Source organism: Alcaligenes sp. DN25 (assembly GCF_023674485.1).
In the GTDB taxonomy this organism is placed as follows: Bacteria; Pseudomonadota; Gammaproteobacteria; order Burkholderiales; family Burkholderiaceae_B; genus Alcaligenes; species Alcaligenes phenolicus.
The window spans coordinates 3,304,317-3,327,369 of the sequence record NZ_CP098408.1; the positions used below are offsets into that span (position 1 = coordinate 3,304,317).

The 23,053-nt window shown below is 56.9% G+C and carries 22 protein-coding genes; 13 read left to right on the forward strand and 9 right to left on the reverse strand.

What is annotated here, in order from left to right; genetic code table 11:
• The first annotated feature begins 32 nt into the window (after positions 1 to 32).
• A complete protein-coding gene (fabI, locus tag NBV64_RS15335; protein ID WP_009460819.1) occupies positions 33 to 818 on the forward strand; it encodes an enoyl-ACP reductase FabI in 786 nt (261 codons plus the stop codon).
• Positions 819 to 984: 166 nt separating this feature from the next.
• Here fabI and NBV64_RS15340 read toward each other — a convergent pair whose 3' ends face one another.
• Positions 985 to 2,325 carry a sigma-54-dependent transcriptional regulator gene (locus NBV64_RS15340; RefSeq protein ID WP_250756075.1) on the reverse strand — a complete coding sequence of 447 codons (1,341 nt, stop codon included), beginning with the start codon at positions 2,323 to 2,325 and terminating at the stop codon, positions 985 to 987.
• Between the two features lie 2 nt (positions 2,326 to 2,327).
• Complete coding sequence (locus NBV64_RS15345) at positions 2,328 to 4,184, reverse strand: sensor histidine kinase (RefSeq protein WP_250756076.1); 1,857 nt, start codon at positions 4,182 to 4,184, stop codon at positions 2,328 to 2,330.
• Between the two features lie 268 nt (positions 4,185 to 4,452).
• Between NBV64_RS15345 and NBV64_RS15350 the strand changes: the two genes are divergently transcribed.
• Positions 4,453 to 5,844 (forward strand): dicarboxylate/amino acid:cation symporter, encoded by a 1,392-nt coding sequence (locus NBV64_RS15350; RefSeq protein ID WP_009460813.1) that lies wholly within the window; start codon positions 4,453 to 4,455, stop codon positions 5,842 to 5,844.
• A 119-nt stretch (positions 5,845 to 5,963) separates the two neighbouring features.
• Here NBV64_RS15350 and NBV64_RS15355 read toward each other — a convergent pair whose 3' ends face one another.
• Together NBV64_RS15355 and trhO are read right to left on the reverse strand one after the other, a co-directional pair.
• Positions 5,964 to 6,647, reverse strand: coding sequence for a glutathione S-transferase (locus NBV64_RS15355; protein ID WP_250756077.1), 684 nt, complete (start codon positions 6,645 to 6,647; stop codon positions 5,964 to 5,966).
• Positions 6,648 to 6,795: 148 nt separating this feature from the next.
• Entirely contained in the window at positions 6,796 to 7,803 is a 1,008-nt protein-coding gene (gene trhO / locus NBV64_RS15360; protein ID WP_022983316.1) for an oxygen-dependent tRNA uridine(34) hydroxylase TrhO, read from the reverse strand.
• A 212-nt stretch (positions 7,804 to 8,015) separates the two neighbouring features.
• On the opposite strand from trhO, the gene NBV64_RS15365 reads away from it, so the two are divergent.
• On the forward strand, positions 8,016 to 9,119 hold the full coding sequence (locus NBV64_RS15365; RefSeq protein WP_250756078.1) for a metal-dependent hydrolase: 1,104 nt from the start codon (positions 8,016 to 8,018) through the stop codon (positions 9,117 to 9,119).
• A gap of 212 nt (positions 9,120 to 9,331) precedes the next feature.
• Entirely contained in the window at positions 9,332 to 10,285 is a 954-nt protein-coding gene (locus NBV64_RS15370) for a DUF3829 domain-containing protein (protein ID WP_009460805.1), read from the forward strand.
• 300 nt (positions 10,286 to 10,585) lie between these two features.
• Here NBV64_RS15370 and NBV64_RS15375 read toward each other — a convergent pair whose 3' ends face one another.
• Positions 10,586 to 10,969, reverse strand: a complete 384-nt coding sequence (locus NBV64_RS15375) for a DUF4168 domain-containing protein (RefSeq protein ID WP_026485377.1) — start codon at positions 10,967 to 10,969, stop codon at positions 10,586 to 10,588.
• Positions 10,970 to 11,085: 116 nt separating this feature from the next.
• Positions 11,086 to 11,505, reverse strand: a complete 420-nt coding sequence (locus NBV64_RS15380; protein ID WP_009460801.1) for a DUF411 domain-containing protein — start codon at positions 11,503 to 11,505, stop codon at positions 11,086 to 11,088.
• 117 nt (positions 11,506 to 11,622) lie between these two features.
• On the opposite strand from NBV64_RS15380, the gene NBV64_RS15385 reads away from it, so the two are divergent.
• Positions 11,623 to 12,099, forward strand: a complete 477-nt coding sequence (locus tag NBV64_RS15385) for a YbaK/EbsC family protein (RefSeq protein WP_009460799.1) — start codon at positions 11,623 to 11,625, stop codon at positions 12,097 to 12,099.
• A gap of 353 nt (positions 12,100 to 12,452) precedes the next feature.
• Positions 12,453 to 13,481 (forward strand): sigma-54 interaction domain-containing protein, encoded by a 1,029-nt coding sequence (locus tag NBV64_RS15390; RefSeq protein ID WP_250756079.1) that lies wholly within the window; start codon positions 12,453 to 12,455, stop codon positions 13,479 to 13,481.
• 40 nt (positions 13,482 to 13,521) lie between these two features.
• Here the strand turns inward: NBV64_RS15390 and NBV64_RS15395 are convergent, their stop codons facing one another.
• Positions 13,522 to 14,058 (reverse strand): DUF4142 domain-containing protein, encoded by a 537-nt coding sequence (locus NBV64_RS15395; RefSeq protein WP_250756080.1) that lies wholly within the window; start codon positions 14,056 to 14,058, stop codon positions 13,522 to 13,524.
• Between the two features lie 235 nt (positions 14,059 to 14,293).
• Here NBV64_RS15395 and rpoN point away from each other — a divergent pair, with 235 nt between their 5' ends.
• Together rpoN and NBV64_RS15405 are read left to right on the forward strand one after the other, a co-directional pair.
• On the forward strand, positions 14,294 to 15,664 hold the full coding sequence (gene rpoN, locus NBV64_RS15400) for an RNA polymerase factor sigma-54 (protein WP_022983319.1): 1,371 nt from the start codon (positions 14,294 to 14,296) through the stop codon (positions 15,662 to 15,664).
• Between the two features lie 63 nt (positions 15,665 to 15,727).
• Positions 15,728 to 17,128 carry an alpha,alpha-trehalose-phosphate synthase (UDP-forming) gene (locus tag NBV64_RS15405; RefSeq protein WP_250756081.1) on the forward strand — a complete coding sequence of 467 codons (1,401 nt, stop codon included), beginning with the start codon at positions 15,728 to 15,730 and terminating at the stop codon, positions 17,126 to 17,128.
• Here NBV64_RS15405 and NBV64_RS15410 read toward each other — a convergent pair.
• Positions 17,073 to 18,134, reverse strand: coding sequence for a mechanosensitive ion channel family protein (locus NBV64_RS15410; RefSeq protein ID WP_250756082.1), 1,062 nt, complete (start codon positions 18,132 to 18,134; stop codon positions 17,073 to 17,075). The genes NBV64_RS15405 and NBV64_RS15410 overlap by 56 nt on opposite strands.
• 137 nt (positions 18,135 to 18,271) lie before the next feature.
• Between NBV64_RS15410 and NBV64_RS15415 the strand changes: the two genes are divergently transcribed.
• The 5 genes from NBV64_RS15415 (at position 18,272) to NBV64_RS15435 (ending at position 22,475) form a co-directional block, all read left to right on the forward strand.
• On the forward strand, positions 18,272 to 18,694 hold the full coding sequence (locus NBV64_RS15415; RefSeq protein ID WP_035273453.1) for a KGG domain-containing protein: 423 nt from the start codon (positions 18,272 to 18,274) through the stop codon (positions 18,692 to 18,694).
• A gap of 85 nt (positions 18,695 to 18,779) precedes the next feature.
• Positions 18,780 to 19,751, forward strand: coding sequence for an SDR family oxidoreductase (locus NBV64_RS15420; RefSeq protein ID WP_022983321.1), 972 nt, complete (start codon positions 18,780 to 18,782; stop codon positions 19,749 to 19,751).
• 1 nt (position 19,752) lies between these two features.
• Positions 19,753 to 20,547 carry a trehalose-phosphatase gene (gene otsB / locus NBV64_RS15425; protein WP_022983322.1) on the forward strand — a complete coding sequence of 265 codons (795 nt, stop codon included), beginning with the start codon at positions 19,753 to 19,755 and terminating at the stop codon, positions 20,545 to 20,547.
• A 45-nt stretch (positions 20,548 to 20,592) separates the two neighbouring features.
• The gene (locus NBV64_RS15430) at positions 20,593 to 21,717 is read left to right on the forward strand and encodes a DUF3182 family protein (RefSeq protein ID WP_250756083.1); all 1,125 of its coding nucleotides are present in this window, start codon (positions 20,593 to 20,595) and stop codon (positions 21,715 to 21,717) included.
• On the forward strand, positions 21,714 to 22,475 hold the full coding sequence (locus NBV64_RS15435; protein WP_009460775.1) for an alpha/beta hydrolase family protein: 762 nt from the start codon (positions 21,714 to 21,716) through the stop codon (positions 22,473 to 22,475). Before NBV64_RS15430 ends, NBV64_RS15435 begins: the two co-directional genes overlap by 4 nt.
• Before the next feature lies 1 nt (position 22,476).
• Here NBV64_RS15435 and NBV64_RS15440 read toward each other — a convergent pair whose 3' ends face one another.
• On the reverse strand, positions 22,477 to 23,043 hold the full coding sequence (locus NBV64_RS15440; protein WP_009460773.1) for a cysteine dioxygenase family protein: 567 nt from the start codon (positions 23,041 to 23,043) through the stop codon (positions 22,477 to 22,479).
• Positions 23,044 to 23,053: the final 10 nt, after the last annotated feature.

Consider the following 23,053-nt stretch of genomic DNA (forward strand, 5'->3'; position numbering starts at 1 on the left):
TCCACCCACTAATTACATAAAGGATTTTCAGCATGGGTTTCCTGCAAGGAAAACGCATCCTGGTCACAGGCGTCCTCTCGAATCGCTCTATTGCTTACGGGATTGCGCAAGCATGTCGCCAACAAGGTGCTGATATTGCCCTGACCTATGTGGGCGAGCGTTTTAAAGAACGTGTTGAAGGCTTTGCCAAAGAACTGGGCACGGATATCGTGCTGCCCTGTGATGTGTCTGAAGACGATCAGATCGAACAGGCCATGGCCTCGCTGGGCGAGCGCTGGGACGGTCTGGACGGTTTGGTGCACTCCATCGGTTTTGCACCCCGTGAAGCCATTGCCGGCAACTTCCTGGACGGCCTGTCGCGCGAATCGTTCCGCGTCGCTCATGACATTTCCGCCTACAGCTTTCCCGCACTGGCCAAGGCTGCCCTGCCCTTGCTCAAAGGCCGCAAGAGCTCGGTGCTGACCCTGACCTACCTGGGCGCTGAAAAAGCCATTCCCAACTACAACACTATGGGCGTGGCCAAAGCTGCGTTGGAAGCCTCCGTGCGTTACCTGGCGGTGGCGCTGGGCGAGTACGGCATTCGTGCCAACGCCATCTCGGCCGGTCCTATCAAGACCCTGGCTGCCAGCGGCATCAAGGACTTCTCCACCATTCTGAAATTCGTAGAGACGCACGCTCCCTTGCAGCGCAACGTCACCATTGAAGAAGTGGGCAATGTGGCCTCCTTCCTGATGTCCGAATTGGCCAGCGGTATCACAGGCGAGATCACGCATGTTGACGCCGGTTTTAACTGCATCGTTCCGGGTATGCAGGAGTAAGGCCCCACGCCTTGATGTAAAAAAATAGCGGCCAAGGCCGCTATTTTTATTGCTCAGGGACGTCTAGACAAGGCATAGGCAAGCTGCCGTTTGCCTCCAGGAGTACAACCCGAACAGAGCCTGCCCAAATCAGACAGGGTAGAAAAACCTGTAAGGGTCTAGCGAATCAATCACCCTGCGCCCCCTCTTCCACAAAGTCGCTACGCAAAATGCCATGCCGCTGCAACTTGTCGTAAAAGGTTTTGCGCGGGATACGCAGATCCTGCAAGGTCGCCTTGATATCACCACGATGGCGTGCCAGCGCCTGACGTATCTGCTGCGACTCGAACTGCTCCATGCGGGCGGGCAGGCTCAAGTCCTCGTTTTCCAGCTCCTTGATCTCCGGGTGCTGCACACCCAGCACTTCACGTTGCGCAAAGTGTGCCAGCTCGCGCACATTGCCCGGCCAGTGATGTGACTGCATATAGGCCAGACTGCGCGCATCGGGCATCTTTTGCGGCATGCCGTACTTCTTGGCAGCCAGCGCCGCAAAGTGAGCGAACAGCATGGGGATATCCTCCTTGCGCTCCCGCAAAGGCGGCAGGCGCAAGGTGACCACGTTGAGTCGGTAATACAAATCGGCGCGGAAGTTCGTACGCTGGGCGGGGTCGGACAAATCCACCTTGCTGGCGGCAACGACGCGGATATCTACCGGGTGCTCTTCGTTGGAACCCAAAGGAGTTACGCAACGGGTTTCCAGCACACGCAGCAAGCGCACCTGCGCAATCATGGGCATGCTTTCGATTTCATCCAGAAACAGCGTGCCACGGTGTGCATGTTCAACACTGCCTACACGTCTGCGCTGCGCGCCCGTGAATGCCCCGGCTTCGTGACCGAACAGCTCGCTTTCAATAATGGTTTCAGGCAAGGCACCACAGTTCAGTGCCACAAAACGATGCTGTGCTCGGGCGCTCCAGCGGTGCAGCAACATGGCCACCACTTCCTTGCCCGTGCCGGTTTCCCCTTCCACCAGCACATCCACATCGGACTGGGCCAGATGCCGCAAGGTAGTGCGTAAATTGACCATGACCTCGGAATTACCCAGGAGCGCCGGGCCTTGGCCGTCCTCGTCCAATTCCTCGCGCAAGGCACGGTTTTGCAGCACCAAACTGCGCTGCATGGTGGCATGACGTATTACCGTCAGCAGGCGTTCGGCCTGATAAGGCTTGGTCAGAAAGTCAAAGGCGCCATCGTGCATGGCCTGCACGGCCATATCAATATCGCCGTGGCCGGTAATCAGCACGACGGGCTGCTCGGGATCGCGAGCATGCAAGGCCTGCATCAGCGCCAGCCCGTCCATGCCCGGCATGCGAATATCCGTCACCACCACGCCGGAATAATCCTTGGGCAAGCGGCTCAAGGCCTCCTGCCCGCTGGCACAGGCCACTACTTTCAGGCCCGCCAGTTCCAGACTTTGCACCACGGCGGCACGCAAGTCCGCATCATCATCAACAAACGCGACTTCCATTCTTATCTCTCTCCCTGGCCCAGCTCGCTATCGGCATTGCGCAGCACGATATGGAACGTGGCGCCACCCAGGCGCGAAGGCCCTTCTTCCAAACGGCCACCCAAGGCCGCCACAATATCGTGCGAGATCACCAGCCCCAAGCCCACACCTTGACGGCGGCTGGAGCTAAAGGGCGTAAACAGACGCTGGCGGATTTCCGGGCTCAGGCCGGGGCCGTTGTCGGAAACAACAATGCGCACATGCTGCTGCTCGCTCATGACTTCTATACGGATACGCCCTTGACGGCTCCCATCCAGAGCATCGAGCGCATTACGCAGTAAATTCACCAGAACCTGCTCCAGACGTACCGGCAAGGCCCATACACGCACAGACTCGTTCACGCCCTCCAGTTCCAGGCCCACACCTTGGGCCCGCGCCCTGTGCTCCAGCAATTGCCAGGCGCTATCCACAGCCGAACGAACCCGTACCGGGCCTTCCTGTTCCTGGGGCTTGCGGGCGTAATGACACAGTTGGGAGGTAATACTGCCAATGCGTTGGGTCAGCGTCTGGATGCGGGACAGGTTCTGCCGTGCCGTTTCCGTCTGGCCCTGATCCAGCAAGCGCAAAGTGTTGTCCGCATAGACTTCAATCGCCGCGACAGGCTGGTTGATCTCGTGAGCCACCCCGGCCGTCACCTGCCCCAGAAAGGACAGCTTCTCGGCCTGCTCCAACTGCTCACGCAGATCACGCGCACGCGTACGGGCTTCTTGCAGGGCCTGCATCTCCTGCTCCAGGCGACGACGCGCCACCTGCAACTGAGCGGTCCGGGACTCTACCGCTTCTTCCAGCGCATCACGCAGTAGCTCCTGACGCGCCTGTGCTTCCCGGCGCTGTTGATTGCGTTGCAGGGCCAAGGCCGTCAGTACCAGCGCTGCACATAACAACCCCATCACCGTCAGACGGGATTGAAAGGCCTGGGTCTGCAATGCAGCATCCATGGGAGCCATCGCGTGCAAAACCCAATCACTGCCTGCGACAGGCTGCTGCACATGCAAAAAGCGCTCCTGCCCCAATGTCCAGAAGGAGGCCCGTTCGCCGGAATCCGACATATTCAAGCCCACTGACTCCAAGGGCTCATTACCAAACTGCTGACTGGCCCGCAGCTTGACCAGTTGCTCGGGCGCGGCTTGATCCAGACTATGCAAACGCCAGTCCGGTTCACCGCTTAGCAAGATCACGCCATTGGGATCGCTTACAAACATGCGATCGCCATAACCTTCCCATTCTTTTTCCAGCAGATCGAATACCAGCTTGATGACGACCACACCAACCGGCTTGCCGTCCTGATCTTGCACCATGCGTGAAATGTACAAACCCGCCTTGCCGCTGGCAGTCCCCAAGGCAAAGTATTCCGCATGCCCCTGCTCCAGGGCTTTGGTGAAGTAAGGGCGGAAACCGTAGTGATTGCCCACGAAGCTGTCGGGCTCCTGCCAGTTACTGGACACCAGCGTCTGCGAATGAATATCCAGCAGGTACAGAACAGGAGCGCCCGTATCTTCGGCCAATTGCTCGAACTTGCGATTCAAAGCCTCGGCATCCCCATAGGCAGGATTGCCCATCAGGTATTGGCGCAGAGCCTCGTCCTGTGCAAGAGCAAAGGACAAGGTACGAAATTTGTCTCGGATAGTCCTGATCCAGCCGGCATTACCGCGCATCAAGGAATCAAGCCGCTGTTCGCTTTGTGTCAGCAAACGAGCCGTGCCCAAATCGGCCGAACGCCAGAAGGCAAACAGCCCCAGCACGACGGCCAAGCTCAGCAGCAGCAACCATTCGAGCCTGAAGCGCCGCCGCATGCTCGAAGAAACCGGAATGGAGTTCATGAAACCTGTGCGAAATATCGCCAAAAATTAGTAATAGCTGTGCGGATTTTCGCACACATAAGCAGATAGCGGGGAAGTCTCCTGTCCGCAAGCCGCTTATTTACTGGTTTTCTGCCGGCGAACAGATTGGCACGGATGTTGCTTTAGTCATGAGCTTATGGGCCGGGACAAGGATCCCGGCGAGCTTAAACCGCCTGCCCACACACAATTCCAAGCAGGCCACCAGCTGACTGCCAGGTCGGCTACATCAAGTCACGGAGACGACATCATGATGGATATAAGCACAGGAGACCGTTCGGTACCGCAGATCGTCAAAATCAAGTGGTATCGAATTTTGTACGTACAGGTCATCATCGCCATCACTATCGGGATTTTGCTGGGCCATTTTTACCCCTCGCTGGGCGAGAGCATGAAACCTTTGGGCGATGCCTTCATCAAGCTGGTCAAAATGATTATTGCGCCCGTCATTTTCCTGACGGTAGCCACCGGCATTGCCGCCATGACAGACCTGCAAAAAGTGGGCCGTGTGGTGGGCAAGGCCATGATTTACTTTCTGACTTTCTCCACGCTGGCCCTGATTGTAGGCTTGGTGGTCAGCAATATCGTGCAGCCCGGCCATGGCATGAACATTGACCCCAGCACCCTGGACCCCAGCTCTATCCAGGGCTACGTGCAGCAAGCCCATGACAGCACGCTGACGGGCTTTTTGATGAACATCATCCCTGCCACCCTGATCAGCCCCTTTACCGGCGGCGACATCCTGCAGGTGCTGTTTGTGGCCGTGCTGTTTGGTATTGCCCTGGCCGCTGTGGGCGATCACGGCAAGCCCGTGCTGAAACTGCTGCAAGCCTTGATGACGCCTGTTTTCAAGTTGGTTGCCATCCTGATGAAAGCCGCTCCCATCGGGGCCTTCGGTGCCATCTCTTTCACCATCGGTAAATACGGGATTGAATCCGTGTCCAGCCTGGCGCTGCTGGTGGTGACTTTCTACGTCACCTCCGTGCTGTTTGTGCTGATCATTCTGGGTGCCGTGGCCCGCTACAACGGCTTTTCCATCACCAAGCTGATCCGCTACATTCGTGAAGAACTGCTGCTGGTGCTGGGTACCAGCTCCTCGGAAGCGGCTTTGCCTACCTTGATGCAGAAGATGGAACGCGCCGGGTGTGCCAAGTCGGTTGTCGGCCTGGTTGTACCTACCGGCTACTCCTTCAACCTGGACGGCACCAATATCTACATGACCATGGCGGCCCTGTTCATCGCCCAGGCTTGTGATATTCCACTGACCTTGCAGCAGCAGGTTCTGCTATTGCTGGTTGCCATGCTCAGCTCCAAAGGCGCGGCGGGTGTAACGGGGGCCGGTTTCATTACCCTGGCGGCTACCCTGTCCGTGGTGCCTTCGGTACCTATCGCTGGCATGACTCTGATCCTGGGGATTGACCGCTTCATGTCCGAATGCCGTGCGCTGACCAATCTGGTGGGCAATGCGGTTGCCACCATTGTGGTTGCCCGCTGGGAAGGCGAACTGGATACCGATCAACTCAACAGCGCCATGAATGGCGAGCTGCCACCGCTGGATACCAGCGTCACCTTGCATCAGCGCGGTGACATGGAGATTCCCGCACAAGAGGCCAGCGAGCCGCGCGCGACTGTTGCAGCCTGATTCGGGCACTTGAAAAAGAAAGGCCGGTTTTCAATTGAGAACCAGCCTTTTGCTTGTCTGCTTGTTCTTGCCAAGCTGCTCCCGCTCGTATTGCTTTGGGCAGGTCGTTAGCGACTCAGTCAGACAGAAGGAAACCGCACAATCTCGCTGTCTGGCGTCCAGGCAGGGTATTTATCCATGATGCTCAGGAACAAAGGGCTGGACTGAAAGTTCAGCAACCAGGTCGACAAGGCCGTCCAAGGCTGCGCATCAAACCAGTCCCTGTTCACTTGTGCGAATTGCCGCACAAAGGGGGCAATCGCCAAATCTGCCAGACAAGGACGCTGTCCCATCAGGTAGCCCTGCTGTTCGATGCGGGCATTCAGGCCCATCAATAATTCACTGGCTTGGGCTCTATGCAGGGCCGAAAAACTGGCGGCATCCGTGAATTGTTCATCCTCGGTATGGCGATCCGGGTATTTATAGCAATCCAGATGCCGCTTGAAAGGCCCGTCATTGGCCGCAATCAGGGCCAGCATTTGCTCGACATCGCCCTGCTCAGGCTGCAAATACTGCTTGGGATCTTGAATCGCCAAAGCCCAACGCATGATGTCCAGGCTTTCATCAATAACCTTGCCATCGGGCAAGACCAGCACCGGGACGGTGGCTTTGGGAGAGGCCAGGCGCAGGGCCTCGGGTTTGTCGCGCAGTACGACTTCGCGCAACTGACAAGTTACGCCGCTGGCCGCAATAGCCAGCCGTGCCCGCATGGCATAGGGGCAACGGCGAAAGGAATACAAAATGGGCAGATCAGATAAGGACATGCTCAATCCCGTTAAAAAGCCGCGCCACAGGCACGGACTTAAAGCGCTGGCGTTTATGCAAAGCGCCCTTCTGTAGCAGAAGGGCGGACTATAAACGACGCAGCGCCAGAATCAAGCTAGTAGAGGTAACACAGTGGCCCGATCAGGGCTAGGCGTCCTTGCCTTGCTGAGCCAGCAGGCGTTGCTCTTCCGCCTTGCGGCGGGCGGCCTCACGGCGCTCGGTCAACTCGTCCATGCTGACGCCAATGTGACGCTCTTCACGCTCGCGCGCCAAGGCCACTTGCTTTTGACGCTCGCGGAAACGCTCGATCTGCTCGGGGGAACTGTGGCCGTGGCAGTAGGGACAGCTGACGCCTTCTTCGAACTGGGGCGAGGCTTTTTCCTCTTCGCTGATAGGCATGCGACAGGCACGGCAGAAATCATAATCGCCGGGTTCCAGACCGTGACGCACCGATACGCGCTCGTCGAACACAAAGCAGTCACCATCCCACAGGCTTTCTGCTGCTGGAATCTCTTCCAGATATTTCAGAATGCCGCCTTGCAGGTGGTAAACCTGATCAAAGCCTTGCGAACGCATGAAGGCTGTGGATTTTTCACAGCGGATACCGCCGGTACAGAACATGGCCACGCGCGGTTTGCCATGCAAGACACCGCCTTCCTTGGACTGCTCGGCCACCCACTGAGGAAACTCGGTAAAGCTTTGGGTCTTGGGGTTGATGGCACGGTTAAAAGTGCCAATACCCACTTCGTAATCGTTGCGGGTATCCACCACCACCACGTCCGGATCGCTGATCAGGGCATTCCAGTCTTCGGGAGCAACATACTCGCCCACCATTTCGGCGGTTTTCAGATCCGGTACACCCAGGGTAACGATCTCTTTTTTCAGCTTCACCTTGAGGCGGTAAAACGGAGCCTTGTCGGCATAGGATTCTTTATGCACCAGGCCAGAAATACGTGGATCGGAGTTCAGATATGCCAAGACGGCACGAATACCCTCCTGAGGGCCGGCAATCGTGCCGTTAATCCCTTCGCGCGCCAGCAACAGCGTGCCTTTGACTTCATGCTGCTCGCAAAAAGCAAACAAGGGGTCGCGCATTTGTGCGAAATCGGGCAATTCCACGAACTTATATAAAGCCGCGATCAGGTAGGTAGACATAGGTAAACGAATTCTCTGGATAGAAGCGGTGGCGCAGCCCGCAGGCGGTAGGACAGCGTAGGCCGTCGTACACTATACGCGACTGATACCCCTTGGGCCTTTGACGCCCGTCAAAAAAATAGGGCGGGCCGGGGATTCAACTTTAAAATCATAACGCTAAAGCCGTCAGGCCGCATCTGGCCCCGGTCCCTGTTTCACTTTGCACGAGAGCTATGGATTCCGTAACACAAGCAGTCCTCGGTGCCAGCATCTGCGGCTCCCTCCTCGGGCGGCAGTATGGCCGCAAGGCGATCCTGTCCGGTGCCATCATCGCCACCCTGCCCGATCTGGATGTCTTCATTCAATATGGGGACCCGATTACCTCCATGGTCAGTCATCGCGGTTTCTCGCACTCTTTATTTGTGTTGAGCGCGGCAGGCATCCTGATCACCCTTTTATGGCGACTGCTGTTTCCACAAGCACGTGCCTCTGCGGGGAGGCTGGGGCTGGCGGTCTGGCTGGCGCTGATTACCCACCCTCTTCTGGATGCCTTCACCAGTTACGGAACGCAATTGCTGTGGCCTTTGGCCGCTACCCCGGCAACCTGGTCCAGCATCTTCATTATTGACCCGCTCTATACCGTGCCCTTACTGATCGCCACGATCATAGGCTTGATACGTGGACCGGCACCCGCAACGATACGGGCCTGCAACTGGGCCTTGCTCTTGAGCAGCCTGTATCTGGCAGCCTCGGTAGGTGCCAAGTTCTGGGCCGAGCAACAGGCGACCGCACAGCTCAAACAAGAGCAGGTGGAAATCACGCGGGTATACTCCGCCGCCCAACCCATGAACATCCTGCTCTGGCGTGTACTGGTGCGCGACACACAGGACCGGGAATGCGAAGTCATGGTGGGCCTGCTGGACCGGCTGCGTGCACCCAAGGGGCATCAATACGAATCCCTGTGCCTGCCCGTTCATAGCGACTACACCCAGTTGTTCCCCCCCTTGAAACAGCTGGAGCAACTGCGCTGGTTTTCGGACGATTGGCTGCGCTACGACATCATCGATGACCTGCTGGTGGTCAGTGATATACGCATGAGCCTGGGCCCCGGCCAGTACAGTTTCCGCTTTGTCGTAGCCGAACGCATTGCAGACGACACCTGGTTGCCCGTGATTCCGTATCGTTGGGCCAGTGGCCACAATATTGCTTTGCTAAAGCCCGTTCTGCGTCGTATTTGGGAGCCGACTCCACCGCTACCGCTACAAGAATGGGCCAAACGCATTGATGCCGGTGTACCTATTCCCAGGGCAAGCCCAGACTTCCAGGACATGGATTAAGCAAGGCCAAAAACCAGAGATGGAGACGGGCCTGTGCAAGGTGGGCATAGCAAACTCTTGCTAGCCCGCCCGGCCGCGTGTAGCACGCCCTCCTGAAACATAAGGTCCTAGCTTGATACAAAATACGAAGTGGTGAAGCTATAAAATTGCGTCCTGCCCGATAGGGGTTTTAACGTATTGCCAACGCATCAAAAGCATCAATCACTTTCATCATGAATTTAAAAAAAATATCTGTTTTCGCCACGCTGGGCCTTTGCATCGCTATTGCGGGCTGCAACAGCGAAGAAGCGACAGAAGCACCATCTCAAGCGGTCTCATCCGAGCAAGGCTTTATCCAGAAATACAATGCCTATGTTGAAGTTGCCAATAGCTTGCATACGCCTTTCTACCGTGCGCTTTCCGATTATCAAACCGTCTACGAGCCTGCCGTGCGCTCGGGCAAGAAGCTGGATAACTATTCCGTTGTTTCACTGGTAAGCATCAAGAACACCCAGGAAAAACTGAAGTCCGCCTTGGCACTGGAAGCCAATATGCCGGAAATAGATGGGCCAGCAAAGCAGTTTGACGACTCCTTGACCAAGCTGGCACCTCTCAATTCCGAGTTGAACAACTATGCCGAATCAAAAGAGTTTCTGACGGATGGCGGCAAAAAGGCAGCCGACAATAACGAGGCGTTCGTCAACGCCCTGACAGAAGTCGTACAGGCAGAGGCTGCATTTCTCCAAGGCATTCAGAAACAGGATGAGATAAACATCCAGACCTCTTTCGATAAAGCTCCCAAGGACTCCATGGAGCATTACCGTTTGGGTGCCGTGCTGTTCAGCAAGCAGGCCATGAACAAAGTCGACGCTATTTTCGAGCAGCAGGGGGCAAAAGAGAGCATCCCCCCCTTCCAGGAAAGTCTTGACCAGGCAGCTGCGATGATCAGTAACTGGGATAAAAAATTCAAGGAAGAAACGCCGCAAGGATGCCCACGAATCATGTCGAAAATGAATGAATTCCTGGCCCAGGGCAGAAGCGTCATCCAGCATGCCTCTGAAGGCAATTACGTACCTCAGGAAGGCTCGATCAGCTGGCAGATCAATAACCCCATAAAAAATGACGCCAGCAGCTTGCAATTGAAATTCAATGCAATGATCGGGGCGCTTAACTATCCCCGTTGCTAATGGCACCCAGAGACTGAGCTTGAAGCCGTAAACCTGGCGTCAGGCTCCAGTCTCAATGCAGGCAGTCATGCCGGCTCTGGCGGGCACGCTTCGTCTTGAAGCGATCCACACAATAAGCCCCCACGCTGCGCCTTTGGCTTAGTGCCTCCGAGGGGCTTTTTACCGGGGGCGCCGAGCTTTAGGGCAGCACGGCGCCAAAAAAAACCCTGGACGATTACGTCCAGGGTTTAAATTTACCCACTACGGTCACTACAAAATGACACCCGGCGCTCTGTCAAACCCGAGGATCACAAACAAGCCTTATTTCAGCATCCCTTCAACACGCTGGCGCAAGGCCGGGTCCTGCTGAATCGCCAGACTGATGCCGTTGTAGTCCGCCAGATCCATGCCATTGGCACTGACCACGCCTACCAGGCGCTGGTCGGCTTCCTGAACAATAGCCTGACGCTCTGCATCACTTTTGGCCGCATCCAGACGCGGCTGATATTCCGAAGCAGTTTGGGCGACCTTCTTGTAGGTGCGCGCATATTGCTCCAGCTGAGAATCCGTAGGTTTAACGATCTGGGTGGCAGCAGGGGCTGCCGAGTTGGCCGGAGCCGCATTGCCCTGGGCCATCGCAAAAGGGCTGTACATGCCAAATGCGACTGCGGTAGCAGCAAGAAAAGCTTTAACTGAGGGCTGCATGGATAGAACCTCCTAAACAGAGTCAATGAACGATCATCATGACAAGAGCGGCAGCAGCTTACAAGTTTCTCAATGTAGTTTCGTGTATCTGCATGCCACCCTTCCCGTTACAGACTTCAGTCGCGCGAGTAAGGACGTCCATTAAAGTCCACGGTTACCAAATTGCCGTCCATCTGGCCCATGCCGGGTGAATTGGCGGGCATGCCTGGCGCGGCCACCCCACGCACACTGCCATCATTCATCATGCGTTTGACGACCTTGGCAGGCACATGGCCTTCAATCAATTGCCCCGTCTCTTCAATCATCGCGGTGTGGCAGGACGCCAGGTTCTCCGGCACTCTCAAAAGCCGCTTCACGTCTTGAATCTTCACGACCTTGACCTCTTTGACCTCAAAGCCTTCATCGCGCATGTGCTGTGCCCAGCCCCCACAACAACCACAGTTAGGATCCTGGTACATCGTAATAGCGGGACCCTCTGCCAACGCCATGGAACTGAAGGCCATCAGGCTGGCCGTCAACAATAAAGGTTTAATCACAATTACATTCCTGTTTTGCAGCGCCACGGCGCTCTGGTTGACACTCTCATGCACTTGACTAAGACTAGGCACTCGCAAAAAAGTTTAACAAAACACACTAATCCGTCCTGATCCGCCATGAGTCTTGATTCCGTCAAACAGTTTTTTAACGAACACGCTGCCGATATTCAGGTAATTGAAACCACCGAAAGCACAGCCACCGTCGTGCTGGCTGCGCAAGTGCACCAAGTCGAGCCGGGACAAATTGCCAAGACGCTTAGCTTGAAAGTGGGCGATAAAGTAGTACTGCTGGTCGCTCGAGGTGATGCCCGTCTGGACAACAAGAAGCTGCGTACCGCCTTCGGTACGCGCGTAAAAATGCTGGACCTGGAAAGCACTGAAGCCTTGACGGGTCACCCGGTTGGCGGGGTCTGCCCCTTTGGTCTGGCTACCCCGCTGGAGATTTACTGCGATCTGTCCTTGCAGGACTACGACACGGTCTTGCCCGCAGCAGGCTCTATTAATTCTGCGGTACGCATCACCCCGCAGCGCCTGGCCGAGCTGACCCGCGCGCAATGGATTGATGTGACTCAGCCGCCTCCAGCTCAGTCCTGACCCCCACCTGCGATTGGGTCAGAGGTTGACCTGCTGCCTTGTGCCCCCCAGGCGCAGGCAAACCTGCCCGTCGCTGACAGGTAAACAGATGTGTAAGTTGAATACGTACATGACCAGGCGACAAAAAACGCCATAAGAGCTCAAGGCATGGGGACGCGGCCATAAGGTATTTTCAGAAAATAAGCGGGTTCGTCCTTGCCATATCTGGTAACGAATGCCCTTTCTATCCTGATTAGGATAAGACATCGGATCTCAAATTAACTTTGTCTATCCCAGAGGAAAAAATGCCCCACCTATTATTGCTGGAGACAGATTCAGCTTTTATAAGCCTTTTTTTGGCATTGGCGCGGCAGATGAACTTTTCCGCCATCGCTGCAAATACGCCAGAAGATGTTCTGATCCGTTATCACCAGAAAACTCCTGATGCCCTGCTGTTTGGCCCCAGTGTCAGCGCCCTGCAGGCTCAGGAGTTGAGCCGTCGCATCGGACTGGATGCGGTGGAAAGCTATACCTTGCACGCCTACAGTGGCTCGACCCGGCAAGACCAGGCGCAATTGCGCACCTTGCTGGAGCAATTAAAAGCCAAGTATCAAAACGGTGCCTGTGCTTTTCAAGCCGAGCAGCATCATGACTTTGGCGAGTTTGTAGGCTGTTCCGCCCCCATGAAAAAACTCTATGAAAAGATCAGCAAAGTGGCCAGCACCGACCTGCCTGTGCTGCTGATTGGCGAGAGTGGCACCGGCAAGGAACTGGCGGCCCGGGCCATTCACCGCTGCAGCGCTCGCAAGGAACAGGCGTATGTACCTATCAACTGTTCAGCCATTTCAGAACAACTGATCGAAAGCGAGCTGTTCGGCCACGAAAAAGGCAGCTTTACCGGAGCCGAACGTAATCGGCAGGGCTACTTTGAACTGGCGGACCAGGGCACGCTGTTCCTGGACGAAATAACCGAAATGCCCATAGACGCCCAAACCAAGCTGCTGCGCGCATTGGAAAATGGCGAATACATGAAGGTAGGTGGCGACAAGTTGATCAAACATGATGCCCGCATCATCGCTGCGACCAATCGCCCGCCCATGCGCGCTATTGAGGACAAGAAACTGCGCGAAGATCTGTATTACCGCCTGGGGGTCTTTCCGATTCAAATTCCCCCCCTGCGTGAACGCGGCGACGATGCCGTCCTGATCGCCAAGCACTTGGTAGAACAGCTGAACCAGGAGCATCAGCAGAACCGCTCACTGAGCCTGGCCAGCATGAAGGAGATCGAGCGCTATCACTGGCCGGGCAATATACGCCAGCTACGCAATGCAGTATTGCGCAGCTATGTAATGAGCAACAGCGATCAAGTGGAAATCAATATGGAGGCCGACCCCATGGAATAAATGCTTGCCCAGTGTGGAACTGAGCAAGCTTGGCAAAAGCTTACTGGGCCACGGCAGGCTTCATGGAGTCTGCCAGCGCATGAGCATGCCGCAAGTGTTGCTGCAGCATGGGCAAAGCGTCCTGAGCAAAACCCATGACTTCCTTGTCTTTGCCATCCTTGATGTAGTCCTCAAAGAGCTTGATGGTGTCCTCATGCGCTTTGACTGCCGCTTCGTTGGCATAGTCCGCATCGAACTGTTCACCCTCCGCGCCCTCTAGCATGGAGATCTTGCCGCGCTGCATCAGGCTGGGCTCGGTGGGCAGTTCCACCTTGCGGGCCTGTGCCAGCGTCTGCAGTTCCTTGGCCAGCTGCTCGTGGTCGTCGATCATCATTTGTGCAAATTCGACCACTCTATCGTTGTTGCTGCGCTCCAGAGCCAACTTGGCAGCCGTCACTTCAAAATGTCCCGATTGTGCCGCATCTCTCAAAAACCCTTTATCCGGAGAAAACAGCTCAATGGCAGAAGCACTGCGAACACTCAAACCCAATACCAGACCCGCCGCCACCGCCAAACACATCAGATGTCTTACTCGCATCGCACACCTCCAAAAACGTCAGTCATTGCCTGAAGCCAGAACATCTTTGCTGACCTGAGGCCAATCCGCATGGCCAGCAAAGCCTTGACGGTGTCCTAGCAAGGGCCGTACCCGCGCCTTCAACCTTGGGGCAGGAACGGAACTTGCTATGTAAATAGCACAGGGCCCGGATCATCCCGGCAACTGTGTCCGAAGAACTGTCGGTTCGCATCACCAAGCACAAGGAGACGCCACCATGAAGCTGGAAATGGTTCCGCAGCTGCACATGCAGCAAACCCTCTCGCAGCGACTGCAACAGTCCGCACAAATCCTGCAGCTCTCGGCGCAGGAGCTGCAAACGCTGGTACAAGACAGCCTGCAAGACAATCCCCTACTGGAACCCGCTCCAGAACCCGCCGCCCCCGTACGAGAGGGCCTGTCCCATCCTGGGTCCAGCCAAAGCGCTCACCTGATCGATAAGCACGACATAAGCCCGGCTCCGCGCAGCCGTGACGAACAGATCCTGGAGCATGTACGTTTGAGTCACGCCAGTGAGCGCTGCAAGGCCTTATGTGCCCTGATCGTGAACGCCCTGGATGACAACGGATACTTGCGCGATCACTTTGAAGACCTGCTCCCCACCGGCTACGAACACATCCCCCTTGCCGAATGGCAAACCGCGCTGGCGCTGGTCCAGTCCCTTTCTGTTCCCGGTACAGGTGCCCACTGCCTGTCCGACGCGTTGCGCTTGCAGATCCAGGCGCGTCAGTCTCTAGACCCGGTTCTGAAACAGAGACTGCTCAAGTTAGTGGCTACCGAGCTGCCCGCGCTGGCGCAAGGCGAGTGGTCACAAGTGCAGAGCCGCCTGAATCTGTCCGATGCAGACTTTCATCAGGCGCTGCGCGAACTGCAAAGCCTGGACCCCAAGCCCGGTCTGGCTTATCTGGAGCCGTTACGCCAGGCCATTACGCCAGACGTCCACGTCTACCGCGATGGCAAGCATTGGCGTGTGCTCGCGGACCCTCGCAGCCTGCCACGCGTTCAGGTGCATCAAGAATATGCCGCCACCCTGGAGCAACAGGCACGCACGCAACAGAACCGCCCTTTGCACAGCGCCCTGACTCAGGCTCGCTGGCTGGCCGAGAGTCTGGCGATGCGACGCAGCACGGTGTGCCGTGTCGCTGAATTCATCGTCCGGCACCAGATCCTTTTTTTCGAGCTAGGTGAGCAAGGCCTGCAACCCCTGCGCATCAGCGATCTGGCCAAGGAGCTGGATCTGCATCAATCCACCATCTCCAGAGCGACTGCCAACAAGTACATGAGCACTCCCTTTGGCACCTTGAGCTTCAGGCATTTTTTCTCCGGCGAGCTGGAGACTGATTTCGGTGGCAGTTGCTCCACCGCCCTGGTCAAGGAGCAGATACGCCGGCTGATTGCCAGCGAACCAGAACGTCAGCCTTTAAGCGATGTCGACTTGCATCAGGCGCTGCGTCAGAACAGTGTGGAGCTATCCAAACGAACCGTCACCAAGTACCGCCTGCAACTGGGTATTCCCAATGCCCGCGAACGTTTGCAACGGGCACGCCTGCGTGCTGTCAGCGGGCAGGATGTGCACCCCTTGAATTGAACGGGTACGCAATTTGCTGATTCTCCAACGAAGATCCCTTAATAAAACAAAGCGAGAATCAGCATGAGCAAAATCATTGTGGTGTCCGTACGCGTGGCCAGTTCCGATCAACCTTGCACAGGCGGGCTGGCCGTCGCAGTAGATCAATTGTTAAAGCACCCGCAGACCCAGGGCATCTGGCTGGGGTGGAATGGTCAATGTGATTCACAGCCGGGTTCGCTGCGTACCGAAGATCGGGGCAGCTACCAAGCCGTCACCTTCTCCTTCACCCAGGAGCAATACGAACAGTTTTACTGCGGTTACGCGAACACCTGCCTTTGGCCCGCCTTTCACTACCGCCTGGACCTGATGGACTTCCAGACCCACCACTTCCAGCAATACCTGGAGATCAACCGGCAAATTGCCGCTTATTTGCGCCAGATTGCCGAAGAGGACGACTTGATCTGGGTCCATGACTACCACCTGATGCCATTAGCCCATTTTTGCCGAGAGCAAGGAATGCAGCAGGCCATTGGCCTGTTCTTTCACACCCCCTTTCCGTGCCCGGAGATTCTGCGCTCTATTCCCCGCTATGAACAATGGCTGCCCATGCTGCACCATTACGACCAGATTGGCGTCCAGAGCCGTGGCGACCATCATGCGCTGACAGCCGCACTCCAGACCTTAGTGCCACCGCGTACGAGCGAGTCAGGCGCCCGTACCGTCAGCACAGACGTCTATCCCATCAGTATCGACGTGGATCTGGTTCAGGCTCTGGCCAAGGCCCCCTCATGGACCGACAGCGCCACACCAATCGAGCCAGTCAACGGGCCTGACACCATTATCAGTGTGGACAGGCTGGATTACACCAAGGGTCTGTCCTATCGGCTGCGCACCCTGGATACGCTGCTGCGTAGTTACCCGACGCTGCACGGGCAAACAACGTATGTCCAAATCGCCCCCTCTACCCGCGGCGATATTCACGATTATCAAGTCATGCGTGAAGAGCTGGAAAGTCTGGCCGGACAGATTAACGGTCAATTTGCCACGCCAGGCTGGAGTCCAGTGGTGTACATGAACCGCGCCTTTCCGGCCGGCCAGCTGATGCGCATGTTGCGCCGCGCCCGCGTCGGTTTTATCGCGCCCTTGCGTGACGGAATGAATCTGGTGGCCAAAGAATATATCGCTGCCCAGGACCCCGCCGACCCCGGTGTCCTGGTTCTGTCCACCTTTACGGGCGCGGCACAATCCCTGCAAGGCGGCTACCTGCCCGTCAACCCATTTGATGCGGACGCCACCGCCCGCAGCCTGTATCAGGCCTTGAACATGCCGCTAGAGGAACGACGCCGACGCCACCAGCATTTAATGATGCAACTGCGACAGCAGGACCTGAGGCAGTGGTGCGAACAGTTCCTGCATGATCTTGGCATCAGCTCGGGCTTGAATCAGGCCCATGACCCTCTGGCTGAGCTTCCAGCATCCTGACGCGTACAAATGCATCCGGTTGGTGCTGACCCAGATAGGCCACCAAGCGCTCGCGCAACAAACAGCGCAAGTCGAACAAACGGCCCGAGTCGGCAGCACTGACCAGAAAGCGCAACTGCATCCCCCACTCATTGGTATCGGTCACCTGCAACACCTGAACGCGCCCATCCCACAATTCAGAGGACTCGCACAAGTCCTTGAATGCCGTGTTCAAGCCCTGCATTTCAACCTTGTAGTCCACCCATAGAAATACCGTGCCCAGCAAAGAGGCGCTGCGACGGGTCCAGTTCTGGAAGACAGTTTCTACAAACCATTGCAAGGGAACGATCAGACGGCGCTCGTCCCACACACGTACCACCACATAAGTGGCCGTGATTTCCTCTATCCGGCCCCACTCCCCTTCCACAATCACCACATCGTCAATGCGTATGGGCTGGGTGAATGCGATCTGCAAACCGGCAATAAAGTTACCCAGCACCGGCCGGGCAGCAATACCGGCTACCAGCCCCGCTACCCCGGCCGATGCCAGCAGGCTGGTGCCCAGTTGCCGTGCGCCGGGTAGAACCATCAAAGCAAAGGACAAGCCCAGCAAGACCAGCAAGAAATGCACACTGCGTGCCAGCACACGCGCCTGGGTGTAGATCTGACGCGAACGCAGATTGTCGGACACATTCAAGGGGTGACGCACCACCACAAGCTGGAACAGAGATTCGACTGCACTCATCAGCATCCAGGTCGTGCAGATAATCAGCACCAGCATGTCCCCAACGATCAGATAGGACTGCCACTTGGCCGAAATGGGGGCCAGCGGAATACATATGCGCAAAAATACGGCCAGAAAAAACAGCCGCGACGGCCAGCGTATCCGTTCGCTGAAAAACCGCAGAAAGTGCTCTGGCGAGGCCAGTCTTTCAATAATCTTGCCACCCAGAAAATGCACCAGCAGCAGTATCGCCCAGCCGCCCAGCAATAACAGCAGCCACATCCACCACGTCATTGACATCATGATTGCTCTCCTGAAAACCATGTCTCCAGATACAGCAACTTGTGTGCCGCGCCCCGCCCCCAGGCAGTCAGGCACGCTTTGTGCTGGGTCAGTCATAACCAATCACGTGATTGGTGTTCTTTCTCAAGGAGAGTTATATGACCCAGCACACCAACAAACAGGATCATAAAGATCAACGTGGCTTTGCCTCCATGGACGACAAAAAGCAGCGCGAGATTGCTGCTGAAGGTGGGCGTGCCTCGCACGAAAAAGGCACCGCGCACGAGTTCACCCCGGAAGAGGCCCGTGAGGCTGGCGCTAAAGGCGGCCGTGTAGCCCATGAACGCGGTACGGCGCACGAGTTCAACTCTGAAGAAGCTCGCGAAGCCGGTGCCAAGGGCGGTCGCGCCGCTCATGAAAAGGGCACAGCTCACGAGTTCACTTCTGAAGAAGCCCGTGAAGCCGGTGCCAAGGGTGGCCGGGCAGCCCATGAAAAGGGCACGGCCCATGAGTTCGACTCCGAGGAGGCCCGCAAGGCCGGCGCCAAAGGTGGCAAGGCCACCCAGGACCAGCGACGCTAAGCCTTAACCAAGCCCCAGTTGGACGCGGCGCACCCACCAGGGCCGCCGCGCCCTGTCCCATTCCTTGTCTATTTCAGGAGCCGTCATGACAACGCGTCAAACAGTGAAAGAGCAACGTCACCTGCAAGAACAGCAGGACCAGAAGGACAAGAACGGGGTCGGCCAGAACGAGCCCGTCACGCACGATAAGAGCCACCCAGGCAGCGATTACCCCACTCCCCCCCTGCCGCAACAACACCTGGAAAAGCCTGGGTGTGAAAGTGATCTGGACCCGGCCCCCCGCTACGAAGCCTCCAGCTACAAGGGCAGCGGCAAGCTGGAAGGAAAAGTAGCCGTGATTACCGGTGGGGACTCGGGCATAGGCCGGGCCGTTGCCGTGCTCTATGCCCGAGAAGGTGCCGATGTGGCGATTGTGTATTTGCACGAGGATGAAGATGCCGGACGCACTCGTCTGGCCGTCGAGGCCGAAGGCCGCCAATGCCTGACACTGCGCGGCGATGTGAAAGACCCTGAATTTTGCCGACAAGCGATTGAGCAGGTACTTGACCGCTTCGGTCACCTGAATATTCTGGTCAACAATGCCGGCTTTCAGGAACATGCCCAATCCTTGCTGGACCTGACCCCGGAGCGGCTCAATGAAACCTTCCACACCAATATCTATGGCTATATCTACATGGCCCAGGCCTGCCTGCCGCACCTTCACGCGGGCGATGCCATCGTCAATACCAGCTCGGTCACAGCCTTGCGCGGGGCCGCTCATCTGCTGGACTACTCCAGCACCAAGGGCGCCATTATTGCCTTCACGTACTCCCTGGCGGCCAACCTGGCGCCCAAAGGTATACGTGTAAACGCGGTCGCTCCCGGACCCGTCTGGACCCCCTTGAACCCCGCTGACTCCCCGGCCGAAAAAATCCCCGAGTTTGGTGCCGATACGGTCTTTGGCCGCCCCGCCCAGCCGGAAGAACTGGCGCCTGCCTATGTCTACCTGGCCAGCCCGATCACCGCCAGCTACATCACCGGCACCGTGCTCCCCATCACGGGTTACCCAGGAAGCTGATATGAATAACGCTCTGCATTTGGATCAGACCGCCTTGTTTCTGGATCTGGACGGTACCCTGGTCCCCTTGGCTGCGCGGCCTGACCAGGTATTTCTTCCCCCGTCCACCGCCGGCCTGCTGCTGAATCTGCACGCTGCCTGCGACGGCGCGGTGGCACTGGTTTCAGGCCGCGACCATGACAGCCTGCATATCGCCTGCACCAAGCTTCCGCTTGCCATGATCAGCAGCCACGGCGCAGCCATGTATGACGCCGAGGGTCAGGAATGCTGGAACATCCCGATCAACCCGGCTGAGCACCACAGCCTGTCCCGCTCTGTCGCCGCCCTGATCCACCCCTACTCACTGGTTTGGATGGAGCGCAAATCGCACGGTGTGGCTGTGCACTTTCGGCAACGCCCTGAAGTTGGCGAGGCCTTGGCCACGGAACTGCACGTGCTGTGCTCGGAATATCCCGGCTTTGATCTGATCCGCGGACATTGTGTCATCGAACTGCGCATGAGCGGCTTTGACAAAGGCCAAGCCCTGGCCCGGGCCCAACGCCTGCCCGCGTTCGCCGACCGCAAGCCCGTCATGATTGGCGACGACTTGACCGATGAGGCCGCCTTTGAGTTTGTGAACCAGAAAGGCGGGCTGAGCATACGCATCGGTCCTCAGGAGCCAGCCAGCGCGGCCCAGCTTTCCTTGCCACACCCCTCTGACCTGCTGACACTTTTGCAAACCAGTCTGCTGGAGACGCGCTTTTTCTCCGAGCTGGCACAGCGAACGCCCTCAGGCGCCAAAACGGTTGCGCCATGACTCGCTGACACTGGCCGCACTCTCTTTACTTAAAAGGATGGCCCCATGAGCAAGATACTTACCTCTACGCCCAAGACCTCCTTGCAAATCAGCCTGCCCAGCAAGGGCTGCAACAAGGGCGCGCTCCAAAGTCTGGAATTCATGGCCAGGGAACTGGCGCAATTCCTGGATCTGCCTCGAGTCCATATTGACTATGAAGACCAGCTAAAGCCCAGCTCCGGAAACACTTACTACCTCCCCCTGCAGACCTTGAGCCTGGAGCAGGCGCGACAACTGGGTATCGAACAGGCCTCCCAACTGTATGGGGGTGTAGTGCCATATGACTTTCTGGCCCATAAAACCGTCGCCCATCCCCTTCCCCAGGACGATATGGACCGCCCGGAAGGCTGGAACAATGAGCTGGGCCTGGCGTTACGGCACACGGTCTTGCCAGGCTACAGCGTCTTTTCAAGAAACGACGCGCTACGCATAATGAGCCTTCTGGATGAAGCAGGCCAGACCGGCATACGGGCCAAACTGGCCAGTGCTAATGCAGGCAAAGACCAGAAGGTGATCTACAGCCGTCAAGAGCTGGAAGAGCTCTTGAACCTGCCGCCGTGGCAGAGTCAACTGGAACAGGGTCTGGTACTGGAGGAGAACCTGCTCGATGGCGAGACCTTCAGCATCGGCCAGACCCAGGTGGGCGAGCATCTTTTTTCCTATATCGGCCAGCAACACCAGACCACCAACCTGCAGCACGAGTCCGTATATGGCGGCTCCAGCTTGCTACTGGTTCGCGGCGGGTTTCAGCAGTTGCTGCAGCTCTCGGGCATGAAGCGCATTGAGCATCTGCTTGAGCTGACCATAAGCTACGAAAAAAACATCAGGCAGGCCTTTCCTGAACTGTATGCCTCACGTCGCAACTATGACCTCATCGTCGGTAAAAATGCGCGTGGCCACTACAAGGCAGCCGTACTGGAACATTCCTGGCGTTTTGGCGGAGCGTCCATTGCAGAGATTCTGGCCATCCGCACCCTGCAACGCCACCCTGAGCTCCAACATACTCACGCATGGACACGCGAGCGCTATCTGGACGATGCCAGCCTGGTGAAAAACTCCCCTCATCTTTACAGCCTCGACCAAGAAGACGAGGCGTATCTTGCCCGCTTCGGCGGCCCACTGCCATCATGAGTACGGAAATTTTCAACACCACCATCAAAGTGCCCCATCAGCACCTGGATGCACGCCTGCTAGTCCCCCAATCCCCTGTCCCTGGCATTTTGTTCGTGCACGGTTGGGGCGGCAGCCAGCACTTTGACCTGAAACGCGCCCACACCATTGCCGGTATGGGCTGTATTTGTCTGACCTTTGATCTTGCCGGACACAATTCCAATCAGCACGAGCGCGAGAACGTCACCCGAGAACAGAACTTTCAGGATATCTGCGCGGCCTTCGACACCTTGAGCAGCCACCCTATGGTGGACTCCAGCTCCATCGCCATTGTGGGGCACAGTTATGGCGCCTATCTGGCCTGCCTGTTAAGTGAATTTCGATCGGTACGCTGGCTTAGCTTGCTGGCTCCTGCCTTGTACCCGGACGACGACTGGCTGTCTCCAAAGGATCAGCTCAATCGAGAGTTGCTGCAGGACTACCGTCTGCATACTCATTCTCCGCAAGAGAACCGCGCCTTGCAGGCCTGCTCCAAATTCACGGGAGATGTTTTGCTGTTTGAAGCGGAATACGATGAGCTGATTCCCCGCCAGACCTTGCTAACGTATCGCCAAGCCTTCAGTCAGGCTCATTCCCTGACACATCGAGTGCTGGAAGGCAGCAACCACGCACTGGACGAGAAAGTCGCCCAGCGTGATTACTCCGTGCTGCTTTACCGCTGGATTCAGGAAATGATTATTGGCGCCCGTATTGGGCACCTGCCCAACAACACCACTTGACTCACGCGACAGCCGGACGGTTGGCATAGCCGGAGACAAACTCCTTGGCCTGCCCAGTCTGCGGGTCAAAGACGTGACGGCGTACCTTGCCGATATCCGCACCATAAACGTGAATGCTGATGGATACCTGGTCGTCATACATATTGGAGACCTCGTGTATATCACCCACCGTGGGTGACACCACTTCCACCACGCCTGGTTCCAGAGTCTGTGTGTCTTGTTCTGTCATATGGCCGGTATCGGGATCACGGTCAAAAGGCCGGGAGCGTTCCGCGCCACGCAACATACCAATCAAGCCCCACACGGTATGGTCGTGGATAGGGGTTTTCTGGCCGGGACCCCACACAAAGCTGACCACGGAAAAGCGTTCCTGCGGACAGCAATACAGCAAGTACTGCTGATAAAACTGGGGATGGGGCTGGGTGTACTCCGGGGCCAGCCAATCGTCCTGGGCCACCAGTTCGCCCAGCAGGACACGGCCATCACGCAGGATATCCGCCTCGGCGACAGCCGGGCGGACGGTCAATTCATTCATCCCTTGAATAAAACGCTCAAAACGGGGGTGCATAAGGGGATGT

Excerpts from the sequence above, each read along its gene's own strand:
- fabI (WP_009460819.1), top strand. The coding sequence starts at position 33 with ATGGGTTTCCTGCAAGGAAAACGCATCCTGGTCACAGGCGTCCTCTCG.
- NBV64_RS15340 (WP_250756075.1), bottom strand. The coding sequence starts at position 2,325 with ATGGAAGTCGCGTTTGTTGATGATGATGCGGACTTGCGTGCCGCCGTG.
- NBV64_RS15345 (WP_250756076.1), bottom strand. The coding sequence starts at position 4,184 with ATGAACTCCATTCCGGTTTCTTCGAGCATGCGGCGGCGCTTCAGGCTC.
- NBV64_RS15350 (WP_009460813.1), top strand. The coding sequence starts at position 4,453 with ATGATGGATATAAGCACAGGAGACCGTTCGGTACCGCAGATCGTCAAA.
- NBV64_RS15355 (WP_250756077.1), bottom strand. The coding sequence starts at position 6,647 with ATGTCCTTATCTGATCTGCCCATTTTGTATTCCTTTCGCCGTTGCCCC.
- trhO (WP_022983316.1), bottom strand. The coding sequence starts at position 7,803 with ATGTCTACCTACCTGATCGCGGCTTTATATAAGTTCGTGGAATTGCCC.
- NBV64_RS15365 (WP_250756078.1), top strand. The coding sequence starts at position 8,016 with ATGGATTCCGTAACACAAGCAGTCCTCGGTGCCAGCATCTGCGGCTCC.
- NBV64_RS15370 (WP_009460805.1), top strand. The coding sequence starts at position 9,332 with ATGAATTTAAAAAAAATATCTGTTTTCGCCACGCTGGGCCTTTGCATC.
- NBV64_RS15375 (WP_026485377.1), bottom strand. The coding sequence starts at position 10,969 with ATGCAGCCCTCAGTTAAAGCTTTTCTTGCTGCTACCGCAGTCGCATTT.
- NBV64_RS15385 (WP_009460799.1), top strand. The coding sequence starts at position 11,623 with ATGAGTCTTGATTCCGTCAAACAGTTTTTTAACGAACACGCTGCCGAT.
- NBV64_RS15390 (WP_250756079.1), top strand. The coding sequence starts at position 12,453 with ATGAACTTTTCCGCCATCGCTGCAAATACGCCAGAAGATGTTCTGATC.
- NBV64_RS15395 (WP_250756080.1), bottom strand. The coding sequence starts at position 14,058 with ATGCGAGTAAGACATCTGATGTGTTTGGCGGTGGCGGCGGGTCTGGTA.
- rpoN (WP_022983319.1), top strand. The coding sequence starts at position 14,294 with ATGAAGCTGGAAATGGTTCCGCAGCTGCACATGCAGCAAACCCTCTCG.
- NBV64_RS15405 (WP_250756081.1), top strand. The coding sequence starts at position 15,728 with ATGAGCAAAATCATTGTGGTGTCCGTACGCGTGGCCAGTTCCGATCAA.
- NBV64_RS15410 (WP_250756082.1), bottom strand. The coding sequence starts at position 18,134 with ATGATGTCAATGACGTGGTGGATGTGGCTGCTGTTATTGCTGGGCGGC.
- NBV64_RS15415 (WP_035273453.1), top strand. The coding sequence starts at position 18,272 with ATGACCCAGCACACCAACAAACAGGATCATAAAGATCAACGTGGCTTT.
- NBV64_RS15420 (WP_022983321.1), top strand. The coding sequence starts at position 18,780 with ATGACAACGCGTCAAACAGTGAAAGAGCAACGTCACCTGCAAGAACAG.
- otsB (WP_022983322.1), top strand. The coding sequence starts at position 19,753 with ATGAATAACGCTCTGCATTTGGATCAGACCGCCTTGTTTCTGGATCTG.
- NBV64_RS15430 (WP_250756083.1), top strand. The coding sequence starts at position 20,593 with ATGAGCAAGATACTTACCTCTACGCCCAAGACCTCCTTGCAAATCAGC.
- NBV64_RS15435 (WP_009460775.1), top strand. The coding sequence starts at position 21,714 with ATGAGTACGGAAATTTTCAACACCACCATCAAAGTGCCCCATCAGCAC.
- NBV64_RS15440 (WP_009460773.1), bottom strand. The coding sequence starts at position 23,043 with ATGCACCCCCGTTTTGAGCGTTTTATTCAAGGGATGAATGAATTGACC.